Below are 20,825 nucleotides of genomic sequence, written 5' to 3' on the forward strand. Positions count from 1 at the left end.
CCTCTAGAAGAACGTGCGGATGTAGTCGACGACCGTGCCGTCCGCCTCGGCCAGCGGGATGAGCTGCCACTTGTCGAAGGACGTGCACGGATGGGACAGCCCCATCCCCACCCAGTCTCCGACCTCCAGGTCCGCCTCGTCGGTGGTCCGCAGCCACGCGTGCTGGTCGGACAGGGCGGTCACCGAGACGCCGGTGGCCGGGCGCTCGGTCCCGTCCCGCCGCACGACCTGGGCGAACGGCAGGTCGAGGTCGTGGGCCGCGTCCCGCTTGCCCGCGTTGACGAAGGCCTGCTCGGCACTGGGACGGGAGACGACCTGCGCCCACAGGCGGAACGCCGGCTCCAGGGCGCCCTCCTCCGGGACCCGGTTGAACGGCGTGAGCTTGCGGTAGTGGCCGTCGTCGTGCGAAACGTAGGCGCCGGAGCGCAGCAACTTCAGTACGGGCGCCGACATTTCGGGGATCTGCGCGAAGACGTCGGCCACCGCGTCGAACCAGGCGCTGCCGCCCGCGCTGACGACGATCTCGTCCAGCCCCGCGAACCGCCCCGCCTCGTCGAAGGCGACGGCGAGCGCGACCAGCCGCCGCAGCCAGGCGTGCACCCGTTCCGGGTCGGCCCGCGGCACCTCGCCCTCGTACCCGGCGACGCCGACGAGCCGGAGCGTGCGGGTGGCGGCGACCGCGTCCGCGACGGCCGCGCACTCGCCCTCCGTGCGGACGCCGGTCCGGGCGCCCTCCCCGGCGGCGAGCTCGACGACGACGTCGAGGGGGCGTCGCGCGCCGGCGAGGGCCGCGTCCATCAGTTCGACGCCGCGCACGGAGTCGACGTAGCAGACGAGCCGGAAGCCGGGGTCGGCGTCGAGTTCGGCGGAGATCCACCGCAGCGCGGCCGGGTCGACGAGCTCGTTGGCGAGGAAGACCCGCTGGACGCCGAACTCCCGTGCCACGCGCACCTGGTGGGGCACGGCGAGCGTGATGCCCCACGCCCCCCGGTCGATCTGCTGCCGAAACAGCCGGGGCGCCATCGAGGTCTTGCCGTGCGGGGCGAACGCCAGGCCGTGCCGGACGGCGTACGTCTCCATGAGCGCCAGGTTGTGCTCCAGGCGCTCGGCGGACAGCGCGAGGACGGGCGTGGTGAAGCCGCCGGTGAACAGGTTGCGGCGCTGGGCGGCGAGCTCGCCGACCGTCAGGCCGTCGGCGTCCGGGGGGAGGCCCTTGAAGCGGTGGTCGACGCGTTCCTCCGCGAGGCGGGCGAGCGCTTCGGAACCGGTGTCGCGGGCCATACAGCCTCCCTGATCAGGTGCGTTGCATTCAATGCAATGCTCATTGCGTATGTCGCTCACTGCTGTCTAGCATCTCGGCCAACGCCGGGTCAACGAAAAGCCGTCACCCGCAACTCACCTGGGAGCCACGACGATCGTGACCGCCGACGGACCCCGCAACGCCCCCGACGTCGTGGACGTCGTCGCGCTCGGCGAGTCCATGGTCACCTTCCTGCCCACCCGCCCGGGCCGCCTCGCCGACGTCCCGTCGTTCGAGCGGGGGATCGGCGGGGCCGAGTCGAACGTGGCGTGCGCACTGGCCGCCGCCGGCCACGCGGTGCGCTGGGTCAGCCGGGTCGGCGCGGACGGGTTCGGGGACCACCTCGTGGAGACGATCGGCGGGTTCGGGGTCGACGTCTCCTCGGTGGCACGGGACCCCTCGCGCCCCACGGGGGTGTACTTCCGTACGGCGGGGGACCGGTCGACGGACGCGCACGAGGTCGCCTACTACCGCGCCGGGTCCGCCGCCTCGGCCATGACCGCGGACGCGGTGGACCAGGCGGCGGTACGGGCGGCCCGCGTGCTGCACCTGTCGGGGATCACGGCCGCGCTGTCGCCCGGCTGCCTGGAGCTGGTGCGCGCGCTGACGGCCCCCGCGCCGGGCCGGCCCCTCGTCTCCTTCGACGTCAACCACCGGGCGGGGCTGTGGCCGGACGCCGACGGCCCCCGGGTGCTGCTGGAACTGGCGCGAGGAGCCGACATCGTCTTCGTCGGGGAGGACGAGGCGGAGGAGGCGTGGGGGATCACGGGTGGCCCGGCGGAGATCCGGTCGGCGCTGCCCGAGCCGGGCGTGCTGGTGGTGAAGCAAGCGGCGAAGGGGGCCACCGCGTTCGTGTCGGCCGCGGGCCCCGAAGCCGCGGGCATTCGTGCCGCTGGGGCGGCACGGGTGGGCGCGGCGGCACCCCGCCGGCGCGGGCAAGCGATCACGCCCCCCGCCCAGCCGCAGCCGGCCGACACCTTCGTCCCCGCCCTTGCCGTGGACGTCCTGGCCACCACCGGCGCCGGGGACGCCTTCGCCGCGGGGTTCCTGTCCGCCACCCTGCGCGGCCTGCCCGTGAAGACCCGTCTGCGCCACGGTCACCTCTGGGCCGCCGCCGCCCTCACCGTGCCCGGCGACCTCGCGCCGCCCCCCGCCCGCGCACACGCCGACCACCTCGCCGCCCTCGACGACGGCACCTGGGAGAGACTTCGACTCGGCCCCGGCTGGACGCAAGCCGGCAAGGCCCCGGAGGAGGTACGCACCCCATGAGCCAGACCGTCGACCGCGCGCTCAGCATCCTGCCGCTGCTCGCCGAGGGCCCCGCCGACCTCGGCCAGGTCGCCGACCGCCTCGGCGTGCACAAGTCCACGGCCCTGAGGCTCCTGCGCACGCTCCACGAGCACGGCATGGTCTACCGCCAGTCCGACCAGCGCTACCGCCTCGGCGCCCGTCTCATCGCCCTCGCCCAGGAGGCGATGGAGAACCTCGACATCCGCGAGATCGCCCACCCCCACCTCGTACGCCTCAACGAACAGTGCGGGCACACCGTTCACCTCGCCGTGTACGAGGAGGACGAGGTGCTCTACATCGACAAGGTGGAGAGCCGCTACCCGGTGCGGATGTACTCGCGGATCGGCAAGCCCGTCGCCATCACCGTCGCGGCCGTCGCCAAGCTCCTGCTCGCCGACCTTCCCGAGGCCGAGCGGCGGGCCCTCGCCGACCGGCTCGACTACCCCATGTACACGTCCCGTTCCACCCCCAACCCCGCAGCCTTCCTGCGGGAGTTGGAGAAGGTGCGCGAACAGGGCTGGGCCACCGACCTCGGCGGCCACGAGGAGTCCATCAACTGCGTCGCGGCCCCCGTCCGCGGCGCCGACGGCCGGGTCGTCGCCGCGATGTCGGTGTCCGCGCCGAACGTCGTCGTCACCGCCGAAGAACTCCTCACCCTGCTCCCGCTGGTGCGCCGCACGGCCGACGCGATCAGCGGCGAGTACTCGGGCAGAAATACAGTAAAGGACCCCGCATGACGGACAAGACCGCCCTCACGCCCAGCACCCACACCACCCCGCCCGCCAAGTTCTCCCACGGCGTGCGCAAGGGCAACATCCTCCAGGTGGCGGGCCAGGTCGGCTTCCTGCCGGCCGAGGAGGGCAAGCCGCCCACGCCCGCCGGCCCCACCCTGCGCGAGCAGACCCTCCAGACCCTCGCCAACGTCAAGGCGATCCTTGAGGAGGGCGGCGCGAGCTGGGACGACGTGATGATGATCCGCGTCTACCTCACCGACGTCGACCACTTCGCCGAGATGAACGACCTCTACAACGCCTACTTCGAGGAGCAGCGGCTCACCCAGCCGCCCGCCGCGCGCACGACGGTCTACGTCGGTCTGCCCGCCGGCCTCCTCATCGAGATCGACGCGCTCGCCGTCCTCGGCTGACGCCCCCTCACCTCCCGCACGGCCCACACGGCACGGCACCTCACCCGGTGCCGTGCCGCGATCTCCCCTGCCCGAAAGCTGTATGTACTCACCCCAGAGGACCCCCGAATGCCCCCTTCGCTCGCCGCGGCCGCCCCCGAGACCCCGCCCCACACCGGCGGTCTGCTCCTCCTCGTCGACGGCACGGCCGGTCTGCTCACGGTCGCCGCCCTCGGTATCGCCCTGCTCCTCTTCCTCATCATCAAGGTCAGACTGCAGCCGTTCGTGGCGCTGCTGGCCGTCTCCATAGCCGTCGGTCTGCTCGCCGGCCTGTCCGTCACCGAACTCTTCGGCACCGTCCAGCGCTCGGACGCCGTCTCCACGATCGAGTCCGGCATGGGCGGCATCCTCGGGCACGTCGCCATCATCATCGGCCTCGGCACGATGCTCGGCGCGATCCTGGAGGTCAGCGGCGGCGCGGAGGTGCTCGCCTCCCGGCTGCTGAACCTGTTCGGCGAGAAGCGGGCCCCGCTCGCCATGGGCCTCACCGGCCTGATCTTCGGCATACCCGTCTTCTTCGACGTCGGCATCTTCGTCCTCGCGCCCATCGTGTACGCGGCGGCCAAGCGCGGCGGCAAATCGATCCTGCTCTACTGCCTGCCCCTGCTCGCCGGCCTGTCGATGACCCACGCCTTCCTGCCTCCGCACCCCGGCCCGGTGGCCGCGGCCGGTCTGCTCCACGTCGACCTCGGGTGGGTCATCCTCATGGGCGTCGTCTGCGGCATCCCCGCCGTGCTCGCCGCGTGGGCGTACTCCGCGTGGATCGGCAACCGCGTCTTCGTCGCCGTACCGCAGGACATGGTGGAGGCGGCCGCGGAGGCCCGGCAGGCCGTCGTCGAGGAACAGCGGGCGTCGGGCGTGGAGCCGGCGGAGAAGCCGGTCCCGCTGGGCACGGTGCTCGGCATCATCGGCACCCCGCTCATCCTCATCCTGGCCGCGACCTTCTCCTCGATCGCCCTCGACCCCTCCACCGGCCGCTCGGTGATCGAGTTCTTCGGCCACCCCTTCGTCGCCCTGACGATCGCCCTGCTCCTCGCCTACTACCTCCTCGGCATCCGCCGCGGCTGGTCCCGCCGGTCCCTGGAGACCGTCTCCACCGCCTCGCTCAAGCCGGTCGGCAACATCCTCCTGGTCGTCGGCGCGGGCGGTGTCTTCGGCGCCGTCCTCAAGGCCAGCGGGGTCGCCCAGGCCCTCTCCGACACCTTCAACGACGTCGGTCTGCCCGTGATCGTCCTGTCCTACCTGATCTCGGTGGTGCTGCGGGTGGCACAGGGCTCGGCGACGGTCGCCATCGTCACGACGGCCGGCATCGTCGCCCCGCTCCTCGCCGGGGGCCACCACTCCCAGAGCTTCGTCGCCCTGGTCATCATGGCCATCTCGGCGGGCTCCATCTTCGCCTCGCACGTCAACGACGGCGGCTTCTGGATGGTGGCGAAGTACTTCGGCATCAGCGAGCGGGACACGCTGAAGTCCTGGACGGTGCTGGAATCGGTGCTGTCGGTGGCGGGGTTCGCGGTGGCCGCCGCGGTCAGTGTGTTCGTGTGAGCCGCATGTAGGCGTCTGATAACGAAGTTGGGGCTGGCTGTGTCCGGCACAGGATCGTCGACCATACTGCCCGCTGTGGAGCAGCGCATAGGTTCGAGCAGCCAGCCCCTGAAGGGCGAGCCCGTCACGGGTGCCGGATTCGACCCGGCCTTCATCCCCGGGCTCACCTCGCCCGCGACCGGAGAGCCGGAGGACACCGGGCCCGAAGTCGCCGAGGCCGAGACCGCGGAGGCGGAGACCGAGACCGCCGCCGGGGCCGAGGCGAAGGACGCCGTCGAGGAGCCCGCGACGGACGGCGACGAGGAAGAGGCCCCCGAGGGACCCGTCTTCGAGGCCTCCGACCGCCGCGCCAGAATCGTCGCCGACCACAGGGGCGTACGCCTGTCCCTCGACGACCAGGAGTGCGAGTTCCGCTGGGACGAGATCGGCGCCGTCGAGACGGAGTCCCCTCGCTTCGGCAAGCGGTTCACCATCACGGTGCACACTCCCGAGCGCCGCTGGTACCCCATCGAGATCGAGGCGCCGGCCCGGTCCCGCTTCAGTGAGTGGGAGGCCGAGTTGGACGCCGTCCTCGACGCCTACTTCGAGGACGAGGACGACAAGGGAGCCGACGCCGAGGCCCCCGAGGACGCCGACTGACGGTCGCGGAGCACCGCGCTCGCCGTGCACTCCTCCGTCAAGGGCCGCGCAGTGTACGCGCGGCCCTTCCTCCCGCCCTGCCCTCGCGCGAAGTTGTACCCGGCCGGGTGAGCGGCGCGTGCATATATGCCGGACCCGGAGAACAGTGAGGTTCCGTTTCCACGGCATACGTACGGGGCGGACGGCTGTGGTCGGCGACGGCCGTGCCGCTCGGTCCGGCCGCCCGGGGGGCTCGTCCGGCCCCCGGGCGGCCGTCACCTGACCGGCCCGGCGGTCGGCCCGCCGGGGCTACGGCCACCACTTCGGGCTCAGGGCGATCGTCCGCAGCCGCGCGATCGTCAGCGCGGGGGTGGTGCGCGTCGCCGCGTCGTGCGGGGCGCCGGAGTTGAGCTCGCTGATCACCACCCGCCTGCCGTCGCTCCGCAGGGTGTCGACGGTCCACATCACGGCACCCGAGCCGCCCTTCTCACTGGGCCCCTGGTGCACGGCGACCCGCGTCCCGTCCGGCAGTGTCTCGGAACCGGAGCCGAACAGCTCACCGGCGACGTCCGACATGCCCTCCTGGACGTTGACCTGGACCAGGCACCGGCCCTTGCCGTCGTCGACGACGAGATAGCCGAAGCCGGTGTCGTCGCCGCTGGACTCCGAGACCGTGAACCGACCCTTCGGCAGCAGGCTTTCGAGGGTCGGGGCGACCGCCACGGCGGGCCGGGTGGCGGTGGGCGTCGGCTCCCCGGTGGGCCGGCCGGGGTCCTCGGGCATCGCGTCGACGGCGTCCCGCCAGACGTGCGCCGCCGCGAGCCGCCTCAACCGGGCGGGCGACAGGGGCGGTTCGGGCCGGGTGACCGGCGCGTCCTTCTCGGCCGCCGCGTTCCACTCCATGACGCCGACGTGCTGGCCCTCGGGCGTCACCAGCTCGGCGCTCCACAGCTTGGTGTCCACCCGGCGGTCCGGATACTCGTACCCCTGCATGACCATCACCACCGAGCCGTCCGGCAGCCGGGTCGTGCCGCAGGCGTCGTAGTGCACGAACACCTTGCCCGGGCACCGGGTGGTCTGCCGCGCCTCGTCGCTGCCCGGCTGGACGCGCCCCAGGCTCACGGAGATCGCCGCCGCGCCCTTGCCGTCGTCGTACACGCCGCTCACGTACGGCCCCGGCTTCTCGTCCGTGCCGCGCGCCTCCGTCTTGCTCAACTTCCCCGCGGGCAGCAGCTTCTCCAGGGCGCGGATCAGCGCGTCGCCGGAGACGGCCGGTGGGGCCGCGGTGGCGGAGCGGCCGGAGGTGCCCACGGAGGTGTCCTCCCGCGGCGCCTTGCCGCCGCCGCCCGGCAGCAGCAGGGCCCCGCCCAGGCCGACCAGCGTCAGGGAGGCCGCCCCGCTCACGACGGCGGCCCGCCGCCTGAGCAGCCGGCGCCGTCCGCGCACCGCCCCCGCGGCGACGAGCGCGGCCCGGTCGGCGTCGAACCCGGCGCCGGCGCGGCGCAGGCCGGCGGAGAGCTGTTCCTCGAACGGGTCGCTGTGCTGTTCGACGTCGGGCATGACGGAACCACCGTTTCGCGAAGTGAGGTGAGAGGGGACGGTCAGGGGCGCGCGTACTCGCCGAGCTCCTCGCCCAGCAGCCCGCGCAGCCGTCCGAGCGCGCGGACACACCGCGTGCGCACGGCGGCCGAGCTGACGTGCAGGGCGTCGGCGGTCTCCTCGATGGAGCGGTCCTCCCAGTAGCGCAGGACGACCACCGCCCGGTCCTTCGCGGGCAGTCGGGAGAGCGCCTCCAGCAGCGTCAGCCGCAGCGGTGTGTCCCCGGTGCCGTCGTGCGCCCGGTCGGGCAGCACGTCGGTGGCACGCTCGGAACTGCTGCGCCGGCGCTGGTGGGCGAGGAACGTACGCGCGAGAACGGTCTGCGCGTACCCGGCGGGGTTGCCGACCCGCGACACGCGTCCCCAGCGGACGTACAGCCGGCCGAGGGTCTCCTGCACGAGGTCCTCGGCGAGATGCGTGTCACCGGCGGTGAGCAGACAGGCGGAACGGTAGAGATGCCCGGCACGCGCCGCCGCGAACTCCGCGTACTCGTCCGCGCGTGCCTGTCTCATGCCCGTTCCCCCTGTCCGCCGGCGCCGTTCTCACTTCATTGATGCGGTGGGCCCCGGGAAATGTTTCATCTTTCCCCGGTTACGGCAGCGCGTGCACATGCGCTCCCACCGAAGCGGACCACGAACTGCCCGCCGAGGCGTCCCAGTTCGTCGACCAGGTCATCGCGCCCCGCAGGTCGGGGTACGTCTTCGAGGGCTTGAAGGAACCGCAGTCGGTGCCCTTGGCCAGACAGTCCAGGGCGTTGTTCACCACGGTCGGCGACACGTATCCGCTGCCCGCCGCGCTCGTGGAGGCCGGCAGGCCGAGGCCCACCTGGGACGGGGCGAGGCCCCCCTCCAGCTGGATGCAGGCCAGGGCGGTCAGGAAGTCCACCGAGCCCTGCGCGTACACCTTGCCGTCGCAGCCCAGCATCGAACCGCTGTTGTAGTACTGCATGTTGACGACCGTCAGGATGTCCTTGATGTTCAGCGCGGTCTGGAAGTAGGAGCCGGACGTCGACTGCATGTCGATGGTCTGCGGGGCCATGGTGATGATCAGGGACGAGCCGGCCTTCGCCGACAGGGCCCGCAGCGCCTGGGACATGTAGGTGGCGTTGAGCCCGTTCTCCAGGTCGATGTCGACGCCGTCGAAGCCGTAGGTCTGCATCAGCGACCAGACCGAGTTGGCGAAGTTCGTGGCGGACGCCGAGTCGCTCACCGACACCGTGCCGTTCTGGCCGCCGACCGAGACGATCACCTTCTTCCCGGCGGCCTGCTTGGCCTTGATGTCCGCCTTGAACTGGTCGACGGTGTAGCCGCCGAGCCCCGCCGAGTCGAGGGTGAAGGTCACCGCGCCCGGGGTCGTCGTCGCGTCCGCGAACGCCACGGCGATGATGTCGTACTGGGCGGAGACGTCGGAGATCTTCTGGACCGTCGCCCCGTTGTTGAAGTTCTGCCAGTACCCGGTGACGGCGTGCTTGGGCAGCGTGCCGCCGCCCCCGCCGCCCCCGCCGGAGGTGGCCGTGGTCCCGGTGACCGCCCCGGACTTCGCCGACTCGCCGGCCGAGTTCGTCGCCGTGACCTGGAAGGAGTACGAGGTGGCGGCGGCCAGGCCGGTCACGGTCGCCGACGTCCCCGTCACGGCCGTGACCTTGGTGCCGTCGCGGTAGACGTTGTAGCCGGTGGCGCCGGAGACGGTGTTCCAGGCCAGCGACACGGACGAGGACGTCGTGCCGGAGACCGCGAGGCCGGCCGGCGCGGACGGGACCGTCGGGCCCCCGCCGCCGCTGTTTCCGCCGCCGTCGGGGCCGTAGACCGAGACGTCGTCGGCGTAGTAGGCGGCCTGGCCGTACCAGCCGTGGGTGTAGACCGTCACGGACGTCGTCGACGCCCCCGTGGTGAAGCTCGTCGACAGCTGCTTCCAGGAGGACGAGTCGGGGGTCCAGGTGGAGACGTCGGTGGTGCCGGTGCCGGTCACGCCGAGGAAGGCGTAGCCGCCCTGCACCCAGGCGCTCAGGGTGTACGTGGAGCCCGGCTTGACGGCCACCGTCTGGCTGCACTGGGCGTCGTCCTGCCCGGCCGGTGTCGCCTTCAGGGCGGCCGAGCCGCTGTGGACGGGGGAGGAGACCGTCGTCCCGCTGCTCGCGGAACAGGTCCAGTTGCCCAGACCCGACTCGAAGCCGGCGTTCTGGGCGTTGTTGACGTCCGCGGCGGACGCCTGGCCCGTGCCCAGGAACGTGAGGGCGAGGGCGGCGGTGACGGCTCCTGACCAGAACCGTGCTGATCGTCTCTGTGGGGACATGACAATAAGTTGGTCCAGACCAATACGCCTGTCAAGAGGTCCAGACCAAATGCGGTGACCGGGGGCCGGGGTCGGTTCGGGATCGGCAAGATGCACAAGGTGCCCCGTTTTGGCGCCACTTGTGAGGCGGCAGTTCCACATCAGCTGCACAAACGCTGTTCTCCGGTCACAAGCCCGTGGTTACAGTGCTGACGTAGTCACGCAGTGAAGTCATTTCGGTGCGCCGGAGTAATCCCGGTGTGCCGACGGCGCAACACGGGGAGCTGCGCGTGCCAACAGCCGTTGCCGTGACCAGTGCCGACATGGCGCTGCCGCCGCAGGACGAACGGACCCTGCCCGCAGTCGTCCTGCCGGACCTGGACCGTCAGCCTCTCGACCAGGCGCTGGCGGCCGTCCAGGCCTTGATCGACCAGTACGGCCATCTCGTCGTCGTGTGCTCCAAGGCGGCCCCCGCCGGAGTCGAGCAACGGCTGCGCACGATCCGCTCCCTGCTGGAGAGCGACCGGATCGCCCTGTTCCGGCCCGATCTGCCCCCGCTCGGACTCGCGGTCCTGGCCCGCCAGTTGCGCCAGCTCGCCTCCTGCGACCTCAGCCCGGGCGTCCTCGCCTCCGCGGGCCGCCTGCTGACCCACTACATCCACGCGGGCGCGCTGCTCGGCTCCGTGGCCCGGCTGGACCGCGTCCCCGTCGGGCTGAAGTCGCACGCGAAGTCCTGGGTGCCGGGCAGCCAGTTCGCCGTACTGGCCCACCCCGAGCCGCGGCTGGTCAAGCTCGGCCCCGGGGCCACCCTGCCCGGACCGGAGTTCGGCACCCGGATGCTCGTCGCCAAGGGCCAGCTGCAGTCGGACTGGGTCACCGCCACCCTGGCCAAGCAGTGGAACGCCCAGGGACTGCGGGAGATTTCGGCGCCCGCCGAGTCCGCGGCCTGGTGGGGCACGAACAAGCTGGTCGAGTTCGCCGCCTACCTGCCCGACCTCTCCGTGCTCTACCAGCTGGTCACGTCCGTCCGGCAGGGCGTCTGCCACTGGTGCGGCATCGACGTGATCGGCGACCGCTGCGTGTTCTGCTCCGCCACCCCGCCACCACCCCTGGACGGCCCCCGGCAGCTCCCCGCCGGGAGAGGCTCCTGAGGCCGCCGCCCACCGCCCCGCGCACCGCTCGCACACCCCCCATCCGCTCGACCGATATCCCCCAATGAGGTTGTACGGTTCATGAACTCCCGTCAGCGCCGCGGCGTGCTCCTGCTGGTCCTGTCGATCGTCTGCGCCCTCGCGGCGTTCGCCGGCGTCCTGTCCGTCATCGGTGACGTGAAGTCCAAGGTCGGGCCCGAGGTCACGGCGTACCAGGTCAAGGCCAAGATCAATCCGTACACCCAGCTGAGCCCGGACCAGTTCGAGAAGATCTCGATGCCCAAGCGCTGGCTGTCGGACAACGCGGTCACCCGTATCGGCGACATCCGGGGCAAGATCGCCGTCACCACGCTGAAGCCGGGCTCCCTGCTCCAGACCGACATGATCGTGGACCAGCCGGCCCTGCAGCCCGGTCAGCAGGAGGTCGCCATCATGATCGACGCGGCGACCGGCGTGGCGGGCAAGATCACGCCCGGTTCGACGGTCAACGTCTACGCCACCTTCGCGGGCCAGCGGCAGGGCGACCCCGCCGAGTCCAAGATCATCGTAACGAACGCGAAGGTGCTGGACGTCGGCGAGATCAAGGCGCTCGACCCCGCGGAGGCCGGCAAGAACCAGCCGACCGACACCGTCCCCATCACCTTCGCCCTCTCCACCCTCGACGCGCAGCGCATCACCTACGCCGAGTCGTTCGCCCAGCGGGTCCGGCTCGCGCTGGTCGCACCGGGCGGCGGCACGACGGTCCCGGACAAGGACCGCACGTACGAACTCGCGAAGGACAAGTGAGCCCGCATGCCCACCAGGATCCTCCCGGCCGTCGGTGACGCGGACGCGGTCCGTTCCCTCACGACCCTGCTCAGCCAGCTCCCGGACGCCGAACCGGTCGCCCCGGTCGTCGACTCCACCCAGCTCGTCGACACCCTCGCCCGGCTGGCCGCCGAATCGGTCGACGAACTGCCCGAGGTCGTGGTGGTCCACGAGCGCATCGGCCCGGTCCCGGCCCTGGAGCTCATCCGCGAGGTGGCCCTGCGCTTCCCGGCGGTCGGGGTCATCCTCGTCACCACGGACGCGAGCCCCGGCCTCTTCCAGGCCGCCATGGACTACGGCGCCCGCGGCCTGGTCGCCCTGCCCCTCAGCTACGAGGAGCTGGCGAGCCGCGTGCAGGCCGTCGCCCAGTGGTCGGTGGGCGTACGGCGCCATCTGGGCGCCGGAGGCGACGTGTTCACCGGCGTCGGCGGGACCGTCGTGACGGTGAGCGGGGCCAAGGGCGGCGTCGGGGCGACCCTCACCGCCATCCAGCTCGCCCTGGCCGCACAGGCGTCGGGGCGGGCCACCGCCCTGGTGGACATGGACCTGCAGACCGGCGACATCGCCTCCTACCTGGACGTGCAGTTCCGGCGGTCGGTGGTCGACCTGGCCGCGATCAACGACATCTCGCCGCGCGTCCTCGCGGACGCCGTCTTCCGGCACGACACCGGGGTGGCGCTGCTCCTCGCGCCGGGGGAGGGCGAGCGCGGCGAGGAGATGACGGACCGCGCGGCCCGGCAGATCGTCAGCGCCCTCAGGTCCCGCTACGAGGTCGTGGTCGTCGACTGCGGGGCCCAGCTGAGCGGGGCCGGCGCCGCGGCCGTGGAGATGGCCGACCTGGCGCTGCTCGTCACCACGCCCGACGTGGTCGCGGTGCGCGGCGCCAAGCGGACGGTGCGCATGTGGGACCGGCTGCAGATCCGCAAGGCGGAGGAGACGACGGTCGTCGTCAACCGGCACGCGCGGGCCTCCGAGATCCAGCCGCCGCTCATCCAGAAGATCACCGGCACGGCGGTCGCGGCGACCGTGGTCCCGGCCAACTTCAAGGAACTGCAGGCGGCGGTGGACGCCGGCCGCATCCACGAACTGGACAACAAGGGGGCCGTCAAGCAGGCCCTGTGGGGTCTCGCGGGGGAACTGGGCCTGATGAGGGCGACGGAAGGGGCGCACCGGGGCGGGGGCCGGTTCCGGGGCGACCGGGGGTCGGTGAGTTTCCGGCGGCGCAGGGAGCTGGGGCCATGAGGCGGCGGCGCGGCGACCGGGGGCAGGTGACCATCGAGTTCCTCGGCATGACACCGCTGATCATTCTGACGCTGGTGCTGGTGTGGCAGTTCGTGCTGGTGGGGTACGCCTACTCGCTCGCGGGGAATGCTGCCGACGAGGGCGTGCGGGCGGCGACGGCCGCTCCTCGGGGGGCGCGGTCCGCCGCCTGCCAACAGGCGGCGCTGAAGCACCTTTCGGGTGCATGGAGGGGAGCGGCCACGGTGGACTGCGGCGGCGCCGGATTCGTGACCGCGGACGTGGCGATCAGGGTCCCCGTCCTCTTCCCGGGGTCGATCTCCTTCCCCCTCACCGTGCACGGACACGCCGGCGCGGTGGAGGAGGTGAAGGAGTGAGATGTCGTACCACCGCAGACGCCGTGACGCCGGCCAAGTGGCCATCGAGTACCTGGGGTTCCTGCCCGTCCTGCTGCTCGTCGCGCTCGCCGGGGTGCAGCTCGGGCTGATCGCGTACGCCGCTCAGCAGGCGGGGACCGCGGCCCGGGCGGGGGCGCGGGCGGCCTCCCTCCAGCAGGCGGCGGGCGCGGCCTGCGCCCAGGCCGTCAGCCTGGACGCCACGTGCGACACCGCGGACCTGGGGACCGAGGTCCAGGTCACCTCGCACGTCACCATCCCCGTCCTGTTCCCCGGACTGGGCCGCTACGAAGCCAGCAAGACCGCCGTCATGCCGCTCGACCACTGATCCACCCGGGCACAGCGAGGAGCACCGACCCATGAGCCTGCGGGCACGCATCAACTCCCCCGAGGAGAACGGCCACCGGGGCGAGGACGCGCACCTGGTCGCCTCCTACCGGGCCAAGCTCCTGGAGGAGATCGACCTCGCGGAGATGTCCTCGCTGGCCGCGGCCGAGCGCCGGGCCCGCCTGGAGCGCGTCCTCGGGCACATCATCAGCCGCGAGGGCCCGGTGCTGTCGACGGTCGAACGCTCCCAGCTGATCCGCCGGGTCGTCGACGAGGCACTCGGCCTCGGCATCCTCGAACCCCTCCTCGAGGACGCGTCGATCACCGAGATCATGGTCAACGGCCCCGACGCGATCTTCGTCGAACGCGGCGGCCGCGTCGAGCAGTTGCCGCTCCGCTTCGCCTCCCACGACCAGCTCATGCAGACCATCGAGCGGATCGTCTCCACCGTCAACCGGCGTGTGGACGAGTCGAACCCCATGGTCGACGCCCGCCTCCCCTCCGGCGAGCGCGTCAACGTCATCATCCCGCCGCTGTCGCTGACCGGTGCCACGCTCACCATCCGCCGCTTCCCGCGCTCCTTCACGCTCCAGGAGATGGTGGGCTTCGGCTCGCTCGACGAGCACATATTGTTCCTGCTCGCGGGCCTGGTGCGGGCCAAGTTCAACGTCATCGTCTCCGGCGCCACCGGCACCGGCAAGACGACCCTGCTCAACGCCCTGTCCGGGCTGATCCCGGAGGGCGAGCGCATCATCACCATCGAGGACTCCGCCGAACTCCAGCTCCAGCAGTCGCACGTGATCCGCCTGGAGTCCCGCCCGCCGAACGTCGAGGGCAAGGGCCAGATCAGCATCCGCGACCTGGTCCGCAACTCCCTGCGGATGCGCCCCGACCGCATCGTCGTCGGCGAGGTCCGCGGCGGCGAGTCCCTCGACATGCTCCAGGCCATGTCCACCGGCCACGACGGCTCCCTCGCCACCGTCCACGCCAACAGCGCCGAGGACGCCCTGATGCGCCTGCAGACCCTGGCGTCCATGTCCGACGTCGAGGTCCCCTTCGTCGCCCTGCACGACCAGATCAACAGCGCCGTCGACGTCGTCATCCAGCTCACCCGCTTCGCCGACGGCGCCCGCCGCGTCACCGAGGTCGCCCTGCTCGACAGCCACGGCGGGGAGCCGTACCGGCTGGCCACCGTGGCCCGCTTCAACGCCCGGCCCATGGCCCCGGACGGCCGGATCCACGGCGTCTTCGAGCACTACCCGCTCACCCGCCGCAGCGCGGACCGCCTCTACATGGCGAACCAGGCCGTCCCCCAGGCCTTCGGCGTCGCCCGGTCCGCGGACCAGCTAGCCACCCGAGAAGCCAGGTAGGTGCCGCCCCCATGGATCTGCAAGACCTCGTCGCCCTCACCACCGGCATCACGCTGCTGACCTGCGTCCTGGCCGTCATGGGTCTGCACGCGTACGCCACCGGACGCGCCGAGCGGGCCGCGCTCGTCGAACGGCTGACGCACACCGGGCAGATACCGGTCACCGGCCGCCCCCGCCGCTTCCGCACCCTCGACCGCCGGCTGCGCCGCACCCGGCTGGGCCGGAAACTGGAACTGAAGCTCGCCGCGACCGGACTCGACGTCACCCCAGGCGAGTTCTTCGCCTACATGCTCGCCACGGTCGCCGCCCTGTGGCTCATCGGCCAGGCCTCCCTCGCCCCCTTCTTCGGCCCGATCGCCGGCCTGCTCGGCGTCTGGGCGGCCTGGCAGTTCCTCACCTGGCAGCGCCAGAAACGCATCGAGAAGTTCATCAACCAACTCCCCGAACTGGCCCGCATCCTGGCCAACGCCACACAGGCCGGGCTGGCGCTGCGCACCGCGATCAGCATGGCGGCGGAGGAACTGGAGGCGCCGGCCGGCGAGGAACTGGAGAAGGTCGCCAACCAGCTGGCGATCGGGCAGTCCCTCGACGAGGCGCTCGGCGACCTCGCGGACCGGCTGCCCTCCCGCGAACTGGTCGTCCTCGTCACCACACTGGTGCTGTCCAACCGGGCGGGCGGACAGGTCGTCGGCGCGCTGCGCAACCTCACCGAGACGCTGGAGGAGCGCAAGGAGACCCGGCGCGAGATCCGCACCCAGCTCTCCCAGGTCAACATGACGGCGTACGCCGTCCCCGTGATGGGCGTGGGCTCGCTGTTCCTGATGAACGGGGTCAAGGACGGCGCCCTGGACCGCATGACCGGCTCGCCCGTCGGCCAGGCCTGCGTGATCATCGCCTTCGCCATGTACGCCGTCGGGTTCGTGCTCATCCGGCGCATGTCGCGGATCGACGTCTGAGACAAGGGGGTAGGTGACATGGCACTGCTGCTCGCGCTCGCGATGGGCCTCGCCGTCTGGGGCGTCTTCGCCGGCATCCGCATGTACCGGGCGGAGGCGAAACTCCCCGGCGACCTGCTCCTCGCCCTGGAGGTCGGCGCCACCCGCACCGGCGCGGTCGACTCCCTCATCGACCGCATGGGCATGCGCTACGCCCCCGCGGTCCTGCGGCTGATGGGCCCCGGGCTGGTCGCCAAGTACCGCCGCAAGATCGACCTCGCGGGCAACCCGGGCGGTCTGACCATCGACCGCTACGCGGCCCGGCGCGCGGTCTACGGCTTCCTCGGCGCCGTCGGCTTCCTGGTGTTCCTGCTGCGCGGCCAGTACCTCGTCGCGCTGCTGCTGCTGGCGTTCGGCGCGTTCTGGACCGAGGTCGGCATCTGGGCGGCGATCCGCCAGCGCAAGGACGTCATCGAGCGCACCCTTCCCGACTTCCTGGACGTGCTGGCCGTCGTGGTCAGCGCCGGCCTCGGCTTCCGGCAGGCCCTGGACCGGGTGGCGACCCGCTACGAGGGCCCCTGGGCCGACGAACTGCGCATCACCCTGCGTCAGATGGACCTCGGCATGAGCCGCCGCCAGGCCTTCGCGGAACTGCGGCGCCGCAACGACTCCGAGCAGGTGGCCATGTTCGTCACGGCGCTGCAGCAGGGCGAGGAACTGGGCGCCCCGATCGTGGACACCCTCGTCTCGCTGGCCAAGGACATGCGCCGCACGGACGCCCAGAACGCCCGCCGCAAGGCCGCGCGGGCCGTCCCGCGGGCCACGCTGATGATCACCACCTTCATGGTCCCGGCCACGCTGCTCCTGCTCGGCGCGGGACTGCTGCTCGGCTCCGGCACCGACTTCGGCACGCTCACGGGCAAGTAGGCAGGGAAGGGCGAGGAGATGGCGACGACGAAGGAACGCGGCGGCCCGCCGTGGCGCCGCCCGCGGACGGCGCGGAGCAGGATCACCGCCCCGCCGGCGGGCACGGTCCTCGCGGACCACGCGCGCACCGGCGCCCCCGACGCCCCGGTGCCGCCCGCGCTGCCGCCCGGCTGGGTGCTGACCCGGACCCCGGCACCGCTGCCGGCGGTACCGCGTCAGCCGGCGAGGTTCGCACCGCCGACGCCGGCGCCCGCCGAGGACGACGCCCCGCGACCCCCCGCTCTCTCCCTCCAGGTCAACGCCCTGCAGGCCATGTGCCGTCAGGTCTTCGCCTTCCGCCTGGCCATGATCGCCCTGGCCGCCCCGGCCGCCCTCGTCAACGCCGCCCCCGGCATGCCCGTCCGCCTGGTCGGCGCCGCCGTCGTGGTCACCTTCATGGGCTCCTACGTCCTGTACCGGGACTGGGAGCGCTTCGGGCCCCTGCTCCTGCGCCACCCCACCCTGCTGGCGGTCGACACCCTCCTCGGCTCGCTGCTGCTGATCTCGGCGGGCCCGGACACCACGCTCGCCTACGTCAGCGTCTGCACGCCGCTGCTGGCGGGGATCGTCTACAGCTGGCGGGGAGCGGCGTGCTTCGCGTCCCTGCAGTCCCTCATCCTCCTCCTGGTCTACGCCACCCGGCACGACCTGCACGCCGCCCTCGCCGAGTCCCTGCTCCTGCCCGGCCTGTGCGTCATCGCCGGCGCGGTCGGCTCGTCGCTGCGCGGCCTGATGCTCCGCTTCGGCACGGCGACCCAGGCCCTCACCGAGGTCCAGGCCCGTCTCGCCGCCACCGAGGCGGTCGGCGCCGAACGCGCCCGCCTCGCACGGGAGATGCACGACTCGGTGGCCAAGACCCTGCACGGCGTGGCCCTCGCCGCGGACGGCCTCGCGGCCTCGGCGGGCCGCGACGGCACCGACCCGGCCCGGCTCAGGCAGCAGGCGGAACTCGTCGCCCGCGCCGCCCGCCGCGCCGCCGCCGAGAGCCGCGAACTCCTCACCGACCTGCGGCGCGTGAACGACCCCGGCCACGGCACCGACGTACTGGCCGAACTCGCCTCCCGCACCCGCGACTTCGCCACCCGCACCGGCCTGTCCGCGGCCTGCCGCCCGACCGGCGACGACACCGTGCCCCCGGTCCCGCCCGCCGTCGCCCGCCAGCTCCTCACCATCGCCGACGAGGCCATGGAGAACGCCCACCGCCACGCGGCCCCCACGCGGGTCGACGTCAGCGGCGGCGTGCGCGAGGGCCTGCTGTGCATCAGCGTGTACGACGACGGCGACGGCCTGCCCCCCGGCACCAGCCTCGAACAACTGCGCCGCGCGGGCCACTTCGGCCTGGTCGGCATGGTGGAGCGGGCGGCGTCGGTGGGCGCCCGGATCAGCGTCGGCCGCGGCGACCACGCGCGGGGCACCGAGGTCCGCCTGGAGCTGCCGCTCACGGCCCTGACCGCGCAGAGCGCATGAGCGTCACGCCGACCCCCCACGCCGACGAGAGGAGGCCGCCGATGCCGGACCTTCCCGACCTGCCCGCGGCCCAGCCGCCGCCGCCCCTGAGCGTCGTGGTCGCCGACGACAACCTCGTCGTCCGCGCGGGCCTGACCGCGCTGCTCTCCGGGCGCGAGGACATCACGGTCGCCGCAGAGGCGGCCGACGGCCGCGAGGCCTACGAGGCGGTCCGCCGCCACCGCCCCGACGTCGTCCTCCTCGACGTCCGCATGCCCGGCATGGACGGCCTGTCGGTCCTGCCCTACCTGGTGCCGATCGCGCCGGTGCTGATGCTGACGTACAGCAGCGAGTCGGAGATCGTCCAGGAGGCCCTGCGCCGCGGGGCGGCCGGCTACCTGGTCCACGGCGAGTTCACGGCCGACCGGCTGGTCGCGGCGATTCGGGACGTCAGGGAGGGCCGCGCGCACTTCACGGCGACGGCCGCCGACGTCCTGCGAAGTGCGATTGCACACTCCCCATCGCGCTCAACTGTCAAGTCTCCCCTAGTTTCTTCACAAAGTCTTTCGCAAGTGCAACCGGATGTGGGACAGTCGGAGTCACGGTCTCGACTGAGCACGAGGGAGGCGGAGATCATGGACCTCATCGCGTCCGGCATGAACAACCAGCAGATCGCCGCCACTTGCTTTATCAGCGAGAAGACCGTCAAGAACCACATCAACCGCATCTTCGCCAAACTCCACAGCACCAACCGCTCCGAGGCCACGGCCACGTGGCTCGGCACGCGAGGGACGGGGTGAGGCGCCATGAGGGGACGCAGGCGTGTTTGGGCCCGCGATTGGGTCCTGGGACCCTCGGGGCGGCGAGGGACGGCGTCGTACGGTTCCGGGATCGGAAGCGAACCCGGAGGGGAGCACCATGAGCAGCTGGATCAACACCACCGTCGCGTACCTGCAGGCTCGCACCGCCCGCAACGACAAGGGCCAGACGGCCGTGGAGTACCTGGGCATCATCGCGGTGGTCGTGGCGATCGTGCTGGCGATCACGGGTACGGACATCGGGCAGACGATCTTCGACGCCATCACGGCCAAGATCGCCGAGGTGACAGGTGGCTGATGTGGCCCCGTAAGTACGGCGACGCAGGGCAGGCTTTCCCCATCTACATCACGGTGGTGGCGGGCCTGCTCTTTCTCGCGTTCGCCTATGTCGCGGTCGGCCAGGCCGCGGTGACCCGCAACGGCGCCCAGACGGCTGCCGACGCGGCCGCTCTCGCGGCGGCGCAGGACACCCGGGACAAGCTCGCAGGGCAGTGGAAACTCGTCGTGGACGACCCCACGAAGTGGCAGGACATCCTCGACGGCCACGTGGCGGTCCTCGACGGGTGCGAGCGGGCCGGCCAGTTGGCGGCGCGCAACGAGGCGCACCTGCTCGGCTGCGATCCGCAACTGGCGGACCTGAGTTACACGGTCCAGGCCGAGACGGACGGGACCGTCGGAGAGTCGATCGTCCCCGGGACCGAGTCCCGGCACGCCAAGGCGTCCGCCAAGGCCGTGATCCAGCCGCTCTGCCAGTTCCCGCCCCTCGGCACGGACCCCGGAGGCGACACTCCGCCGCACCTCACCTGCGAGGACGGCCGCCGGTGGGAGGTGAATCCGGACGACCCCACCGATCTGCCGGAACCGAAGGACCTGTTCGACGTCCACCTGGCCGACTGACAAGCGAACAACGAGCGCAGAAGGAAGCAGAGGCATGAGCATGCGGTTCACGACGAAGGCCCGCAGGGCGATGGTCGCGGTGACCGTTGTGGCCGCTCTGGCCGTCGGCGTGGCCGGCTGCGGGGGTGGCGGAGACGGCGGCAAGAAGCCCCGGACGTCGGCGTCCGCTTCCAAGCACGGTGGGTCCGAGCCGACGGCTCAGGAAGGGCAGTCGGACACGCCCCTGGCCGAGCTGAAGGGCTCGGACGGACTGCTTCTGCAGATCACCTCGGCCCAGCGCGACTCGGGTGGATTCGTCACCGTCAACGCCGATCTGAAGAACGACGGCGCCAAGAGCCTGGTGATTCCCTCCGCGTTGAGCGGCAACGAAACGGAGATCACCAGGAACGGCAGGTCATTCGGTGGCGCCACACTCGTCGACTCCAAGGGCAAGAAGCGCTACTACGTGCTGCGGGACACGGACGGCCGCCCGCTGACGACGACGGGCTTCTCGACCATCAAGGCCGGTGAATCCCTCGCCGTCTTCATGCAGTTCCCCGCCCCGCCCGCCGGTACCTCCGAGGTGACCTTCCAGCTGCCGACCTTCTCCAGCGCCCCGATCGAGATCTCCGGGTGAGGCCCCAAGTGACCGCGCCCCGCCTCCCCCTGCTCCTCACGGCCGCCACCCT

22 protein-coding genes are annotated in these 20,825 nt (G+C 72.0%); 18 read left to right on the forward strand and 4 right to left on the reverse strand.

Features of this window, described 5'->3' with window-relative positions; genetic code table 11:
- Window positions 1-3: 3 nt before the first annotated feature.
- Complete coding sequence (locus tag M8J74_RS00755; protein WP_249834519.1) at window positions 4-1,281, reverse strand: amino acid deaminase; 1,278 nt, start codon at window positions 1,279-1,281, stop codon at window positions 4-6.
- 136 nt (window positions 1,282-1,417) lie between these two features.
- Here M8J74_RS00755 and M8J74_RS00760 point away from each other — a divergent pair, with 136 nt between their 5' ends.
- From M8J74_RS00760 to M8J74_RS00780, 5 genes are all read left to right on the forward strand, one after another.
- Window positions 1,418-2,569 (forward strand): sugar kinase, encoded by a 1,152-nt coding sequence (locus M8J74_RS00760; protein ID WP_308405990.1) that lies wholly within the window; start codon window positions 1,418-1,420, stop codon window positions 2,567-2,569.
- Window positions 2,566-3,327: an IclR family transcriptional regulator gene (locus tag M8J74_RS00765; protein WP_249834520.1), complete on the forward strand. Its 762-nt coding sequence runs from the start codon at window positions 2,566-2,568 to the stop codon at window positions 3,325-3,327. The genes M8J74_RS00760 and M8J74_RS00765 overlap by 4 nt, the downstream gene beginning before the upstream one ends.
- Window positions 3,324-3,734 carry a RidA family protein gene (locus M8J74_RS00770; RefSeq protein WP_249834521.1) on the forward strand — a complete coding sequence of 137 codons (411 nt, stop codon included), beginning with the start codon at window positions 3,324-3,326 and terminating at the stop codon, window positions 3,732-3,734. Before M8J74_RS00765 ends, M8J74_RS00770 begins: the two co-directional genes overlap by 4 nt.
- A 108-nt stretch (window positions 3,735-3,842) precedes the next feature.
- Window positions 3,843-5,318, forward strand: coding sequence for a GntP family permease (locus M8J74_RS00775; protein WP_249834522.1), 1,476 nt, complete (start codon window positions 3,843-3,845; stop codon window positions 5,316-5,318).
- 75 nt (window positions 5,319-5,393) lie between these two features.
- A complete protein-coding gene (locus tag M8J74_RS00780; protein WP_249834523.1) occupies window positions 5,394-5,957 on the forward strand; it encodes a hypothetical protein in 564 nt (187 codons plus the stop codon).
- Between the two features lie 288 nt (window positions 5,958-6,245).
- On the opposite strand, the gene M8J74_RS00785 is transcribed toward M8J74_RS00780, so the two are convergent.
- From M8J74_RS00785 to M8J74_RS00795, 3 genes are all read right to left on the reverse strand, one after another.
- Entirely contained in the window at window positions 6,246-7,496 is a 1,251-nt protein-coding gene (locus M8J74_RS00785; protein WP_249834524.1) for a hypothetical protein, read from the reverse strand.
- Window positions 7,497-7,537: 41 nt separating this feature from the next.
- Complete coding sequence (locus M8J74_RS00790) at window positions 7,538-8,047, reverse strand: SigE family RNA polymerase sigma factor (RefSeq protein ID WP_249834525.1); 510 nt, start codon at window positions 8,045-8,047, stop codon at window positions 7,538-7,540.
- Window positions 8,048-8,126: 79 nt separating this feature from the next.
- Complete coding sequence (locus M8J74_RS00795) at window positions 8,127-9,827, reverse strand: chitinase (protein WP_249834526.1); 1,701 nt, start codon at window positions 9,825-9,827, stop codon at window positions 8,127-8,129.
- A gap of 302 nt (window positions 9,828-10,129) precedes the next feature.
- Between M8J74_RS00795 and M8J74_RS00800 the strand changes: the two genes are divergently transcribed.
- From M8J74_RS00800 to M8J74_RS00860, 13 genes are all read left to right on the forward strand, one after another.
- The gene (locus tag M8J74_RS00800) at window positions 10,130-10,957 is read left to right on the forward strand and encodes a hypothetical protein (protein ID WP_249834618.1); all 828 of its coding nucleotides are present in this window, start codon (window positions 10,130-10,132) and stop codon (window positions 10,955-10,957) included.
- A gap of 81 nt (window positions 10,958-11,038) precedes the next feature.
- Window positions 11,039-11,743 carry a Flp pilus assembly protein CpaB gene (gene cpaB / locus M8J74_RS00805; protein ID WP_249834527.1) on the forward strand — a complete coding sequence of 235 codons (705 nt, stop codon included), beginning with the start codon at window positions 11,039-11,041 and terminating at the stop codon, window positions 11,741-11,743.
- 6 nt (window positions 11,744-11,749) lie between these two features.
- Window positions 11,750-13,006, forward strand: a complete 1,257-nt coding sequence (locus M8J74_RS00810; protein ID WP_249834528.1) for a CpaE/TadZ family protein — start codon at window positions 11,750-11,752, stop codon at window positions 13,004-13,006.
- A complete protein-coding gene (locus M8J74_RS00815; protein ID WP_249834529.1) occupies window positions 13,003-13,380 on the forward strand; it encodes a TadE/TadG family type IV pilus assembly protein in 378 nt (125 codons plus the stop codon). The genes M8J74_RS00810 and M8J74_RS00815 overlap by 4 nt, the downstream gene beginning before the upstream one ends.
- A gap of 1 nt (window position 13,381) precedes the next feature.
- Complete coding sequence (locus tag M8J74_RS00820; protein ID WP_249834530.1) at window positions 13,382-13,726, forward strand: TadE/TadG family type IV pilus assembly protein; 345 nt, start codon at window positions 13,382-13,384, stop codon at window positions 13,724-13,726.
- A gap of 31 nt (window positions 13,727-13,757) precedes the next feature.
- A complete protein-coding gene (locus tag M8J74_RS00825; protein WP_249834531.1) occupies window positions 13,758-15,095 on the forward strand; it encodes a TadA family conjugal transfer-associated ATPase in 1,338 nt (445 codons plus the stop codon).
- Between the two features lie 11 nt (window positions 15,096-15,106).
- Window positions 15,107-16,051 (forward strand): type II secretion system F family protein, encoded by a 945-nt coding sequence (locus M8J74_RS00830; RefSeq protein ID WP_249834532.1) that lies wholly within the window; start codon window positions 15,107-15,109, stop codon window positions 16,049-16,051.
- 18 nt (window positions 16,052-16,069) lie between these two features.
- Window positions 16,070-16,957 (forward strand): DUF5936 domain-containing protein, encoded by an 888-nt coding sequence (locus M8J74_RS00835; protein WP_249834533.1) that lies wholly within the window; start codon window positions 16,070-16,072, stop codon window positions 16,955-16,957.
- Between the two features lie 18 nt (window positions 16,958-16,975).
- Window positions 16,976-18,463, forward strand: a complete 1,488-nt coding sequence (locus M8J74_RS00840; RefSeq protein WP_249834534.1) for a sensor histidine kinase — start codon at window positions 16,976-16,978, stop codon at window positions 18,461-18,463.
- Window positions 18,464-18,504: 41 nt separating this feature from the next.
- Complete coding sequence (locus M8J74_RS00845) at window positions 18,505-19,242, forward strand: response regulator transcription factor (RefSeq protein WP_249834535.1); 738 nt, start codon at window positions 18,505-18,507, stop codon at window positions 19,240-19,242.
- A gap of 118 nt (window positions 19,243-19,360) precedes the next feature.
- Entirely contained in the window at window positions 19,361-19,558 is a 198-nt protein-coding gene (locus M8J74_RS00850) for a hypothetical protein (protein ID WP_249834536.1), read from the forward strand.
- Complete coding sequence (locus tag M8J74_RS00855; protein WP_249834537.1) at window positions 19,558-20,157, forward strand: pilus assembly protein TadG-related protein; 600 nt, start codon at window positions 19,558-19,560, stop codon at window positions 20,155-20,157. The genes M8J74_RS00850 and M8J74_RS00855 overlap by 1 nt, the downstream gene beginning before the upstream one ends.
- Window positions 20,158-20,191: 34 nt before the next feature.
- Complete coding sequence (locus M8J74_RS00860) at window positions 20,192-20,773, forward strand: hypothetical protein (protein ID WP_249834538.1); 582 nt, start codon at window positions 20,192-20,194, stop codon at window positions 20,771-20,773.
- Window positions 20,774-20,825: the final 52 nt, after the last annotated feature.

This window comes from Streptomyces panaciradicis, assembly GCF_023516615.1.
Classification (GTDB): domain Bacteria; phylum Actinomycetota; class Actinomycetes; order Streptomycetales; family Streptomycetaceae; genus Streptomyces; species Streptomyces panaciradicis.

Bases quoted from the DNA above. Each gene is read 5' to 3' on its own strand.
- M8J74_RS00755 (WP_249834519.1), bottom strand. From the start codon at position 1,281: ATGGCCCGCGACACCGGTTCCGAAGCGCTCGCCCGCCTCGCGGAGGAA.
- M8J74_RS00855 (WP_249834537.1), top strand. From the start codon at position 19,558: ATGTGGCCCCGTAAGTACGGCGACGCAGGGCAGGCTTTCCCCATCTAC.
- M8J74_RS00765 (WP_249834520.1), top strand. From the start codon at position 2,566: ATGAGCCAGACCGTCGACCGCGCGCTCAGCATCCTGCCGCTGCTCGCC.
- M8J74_RS00770 (WP_249834521.1), top strand. From the start codon at position 3,324: ATGACGGACAAGACCGCCCTCACGCCCAGCACCCACACCACCCCGCCC.
- M8J74_RS00815 (WP_249834529.1), top strand. From the start codon at position 13,003: ATGAGGCGGCGGCGCGGCGACCGGGGGCAGGTGACCATCGAGTTCCTC.
- M8J74_RS00775 (WP_249834522.1), top strand. From the start codon at position 3,843: ATGCCCCCTTCGCTCGCCGCGGCCGCCCCCGAGACCCCGCCCCACACC.
- M8J74_RS00790 (WP_249834525.1), bottom strand. From the start codon at position 8,047: ATGAGACAGGCACGCGCGGACGAGTACGCGGAGTTCGCGGCGGCGCGT.
- M8J74_RS00810 (WP_249834528.1), top strand. From the start codon at position 11,750: ATGCCCACCAGGATCCTCCCGGCCGTCGGTGACGCGGACGCGGTCCGT.
- M8J74_RS00860 (WP_249834538.1), top strand. From the start codon at position 20,192: ATGAGCATGCGGTTCACGACGAAGGCCCGCAGGGCGATGGTCGCGGTG.
- M8J74_RS00845 (WP_249834535.1), top strand. From the start codon at position 18,505: ATGCCGGACCTTCCCGACCTGCCCGCGGCCCAGCCGCCGCCGCCCCTG.
- M8J74_RS00830 (WP_249834532.1), top strand. From the start codon at position 15,107: ATGGATCTGCAAGACCTCGTCGCCCTCACCACCGGCATCACGCTGCTG.
- M8J74_RS00840 (WP_249834534.1), top strand. From the start codon at position 16,976: ATGGCGACGACGAAGGAACGCGGCGGCCCGCCGTGGCGCCGCCCGCGG.
- M8J74_RS00785 (WP_249834524.1), bottom strand. From the start codon at position 7,496: ATGCCCGACGTCGAACAGCACAGCGACCCGTTCGAGGAACAGCTCTCC.
- cpaB (WP_249834527.1), top strand. From the start codon at position 11,039: ATGAACTCCCGTCAGCGCCGCGGCGTGCTCCTGCTGGTCCTGTCGATC.
- M8J74_RS00850 (WP_249834536.1), top strand. From the start codon at position 19,361: ATGAGCAGCTGGATCAACACCACCGTCGCGTACCTGCAGGCTCGCACC.
- M8J74_RS00800 (WP_249834618.1), top strand. From the start codon at position 10,130: ATGGCGCTGCCGCCGCAGGACGAACGGACCCTGCCCGCAGTCGTCCTG.
- M8J74_RS00835 (WP_249834533.1), top strand. From the start codon at position 16,070: ATGGCACTGCTGCTCGCGCTCGCGATGGGCCTCGCCGTCTGGGGCGTC.
- M8J74_RS00820 (WP_249834530.1), top strand. From the start codon at position 13,382: ATGTCGTACCACCGCAGACGCCGTGACGCCGGCCAAGTGGCCATCGAG.
- M8J74_RS00825 (WP_249834531.1), top strand. From the start codon at position 13,758: ATGAGCCTGCGGGCACGCATCAACTCCCCCGAGGAGAACGGCCACCGG.
- M8J74_RS00795 (WP_249834526.1), bottom strand. From the start codon at position 9,827: ATGTCCCCACAGAGACGATCAGCACGGTTCTGGTCAGGAGCCGTCACC.